We start from the raw sequence: 1,946 nt of genomic DNA, 5'->3' as shown, positions 1-1,946 counted from the left end.
AACGACGCCCGCTGCGCTGCGCTTGCCCCGTGGCTTGAGCACTACAACAATCAACGCCGCCACTCAGCCATCGGAGGCCAACCCCCGATCAGCCGACTGTCAACAACCTGACTGCCCGGTACAGCTAGTCCGCGTGTACGACGGTGGTGGTGTCGACACTCGCGGCGGCACCACGGGAGTCTTTGGGGTGAAGGCGAGCGAGTGGGGTGTTGGTGGCGTCGACGAGGACGGAATGCGTTTCGTGGCTGCCGAACGCATGCCGCTCGCCCCACTGCCGCAGCGCCACGATGACGGTGAAGAGATCGCGTCCGGCCTCGGTGAGCGCGTAGACCTGCCGGCGTCCTGACTGGGCCGTGCGGCGTTCGAGGACGCCGCGGTCGACCAGGCGGCGCAGTCGGTCGGTGAGGATGTTGCGCGCAACGCCCGTGCGCTGCTGGAAGTCGGTGAACGAGCGCGCGCCGTCCATCGCGTCGCGAATGATCAGCAGGCTCCACCGGTCGCCGACGAGGTCGAGGGTCCGCGCGACCGGGCAGGCGGGGTCGGTCCAGGACATGTCGTCGAGCTTCATCACACCCTCGATGAGTTGCGGTTTGAAACCATTCTGCCGTACCGTTCGATCAGTTGCATTCTGCTACCGATTTGGGGGATGTGGTGGGTCTGACGTTCGGCCGGAAGGTCCTGCTCGCGACGGTCTGCTCGGTGGCCGTTGCGACGATCTATGTCGCGCAGCCGATGCTCGCGCAGCTCGGGCACGACCTGGGGGTGCCCGAGGCCGCGCTGGGGCGGATCGTGGCGGCGGGGCAGGTCGGATATCTGATCGGCCTGGCGCTGCTTGTGCCGCTGGGCGACATGCTCGACCGGCGCAGGCTCGTCGTCGGTCACCTGCTGCTCGCGGCGGCGGGGATGGGGGTCGCGGCGGTCGCCCCGGGTGTCGGCGTGCTGCTGCTCGGGCTCACGGCCACAGGGCTTTTCGCGGTCGTCGTGCAGACCACGGTCGCGTTCGCCGCCGATCTCTCGGCTCCGGCGGATCGCGGGCGAACCCTCGGCGCCGTCACGTCCGGCGTCATCCTCGGCATTCTCGGTGCGCGCGTGGTGGCGGGCGGACTCGCCGCGCTGTGGGGATGGCGAAGCATCTACGCAGTGCTCGCGGTGTCGTTGGTCATCCTGTCTGTCGTCGCGCTTCGGGGGCTGCCGGCCGACCGCCGGATTTCGCGCCGGTCCTATGGCGAGGTGCTGGTGTCGCTCGGGCGCCTGTTTCGGGAACCGCTGTTCGTCTCACGCGGGCTGATCGCGTTCTTCCTGTTCGCGTCGTTCGGCACGCTGTGGAGTGGGCTGGCGCTCCCCCTCGCCGGTGAGCCATGGGGGCTGAGCTCGGCGCAGATCGGCCTGTTCGGAATCGCCGGGCTCGCGGGCGCCTTGGGTGCGATGCGCGCCGGCCGATGGGCGGACGCAGGACGGACGGATCTCGTCACCGGTGGTGCACTCGTGCTGTTGGTGGCGTCCTGGTTGGCGCTCGGCCAGGCCGCCTGGTCACTCTGGCTGGTCGCGGTCGGTGTCGTCGTTCTCGACTTCGCGGTCCAGGCGGTGCACGTCAGCAATCAGGCGCAGCTGACCACCGCGTTCCCCTGTCGGACGAGTAGTGCTGTCGGCGGGTACATGCTCTTCTACTCGTTGGGCTCGGCCCTTGGCGCGACTGCGACCACGGCGATGTTCTCCATCTTCGGATGGAGCGGATCCGCCGTCCTGGGTGCTGCTTTCGCGCTCTGCGGGCTGTTGGTGTGGACTTTCAGTCGGCACTCGACCGCATCCACCAGGGAGTTATCCCCAGCGGCGAATTGATCCACAGGCGTGGGGTTTTCGGTGGGTGGAACGGCGCTCTTGTCGGGGTGTTCCGGAGAGTCATTGGTATGTGCGATGGTTCGTTGCCCGAGATCGGGGACATGCGG

Annotated in this window: 3 protein-coding genes; 2 read left to right on the top strand and 1 reads right to left on the bottom strand. The window is 68.1% G+C overall.

Annotated elements, in window-relative coordinates; all coding sequences use genetic code 11:
* On the top strand, positions 1-111 hold a 111-nt coding region (locus AU194_RS31570), incomplete at its 5' end, for an integrase core domain-containing protein (RefSeq protein ID WP_157575942.1).
* A gap of 13 nt (positions 112-124) precedes the next feature.
* Here AU194_RS31570 and AU194_RS29705 read toward each other — a convergent pair.
* Positions 125-568: a helix-turn-helix domain-containing protein gene (locus tag AU194_RS29705; protein ID WP_059092841.1), complete on the bottom strand. Its 444-nt coding sequence runs from the start codon at positions 566-568 to the stop codon at positions 125-127.
* 53 nt (positions 569-621) lie between these two features.
* Here AU194_RS29705 and AU194_RS29700 point away from each other — a divergent pair, with 53 nt between their 5' ends.
* The gene (locus AU194_RS29700; RefSeq protein ID WP_231743630.1) at positions 622-1,839 is read left to right on the top strand and encodes an MFS transporter; all 1,218 of its coding nucleotides are present in this window, start codon (positions 622-624) and stop codon (positions 1,837-1,839) included.
* Positions 1,840-1,946: the final 107 nt, after the last annotated feature.

It is taken from the genome of Mycobacterium sp. GA-2829, assembly GCF_001499965.1.
Classification (GTDB): domain Bacteria; phylum Actinomycetota; class Actinomycetes; order Mycobacteriales; family Mycobacteriaceae; genus Mycobacterium.
Note: the sequence above shows the minus strand (reverse complement) of the source record. Positions and strands in the feature narration are given on the sequence as shown.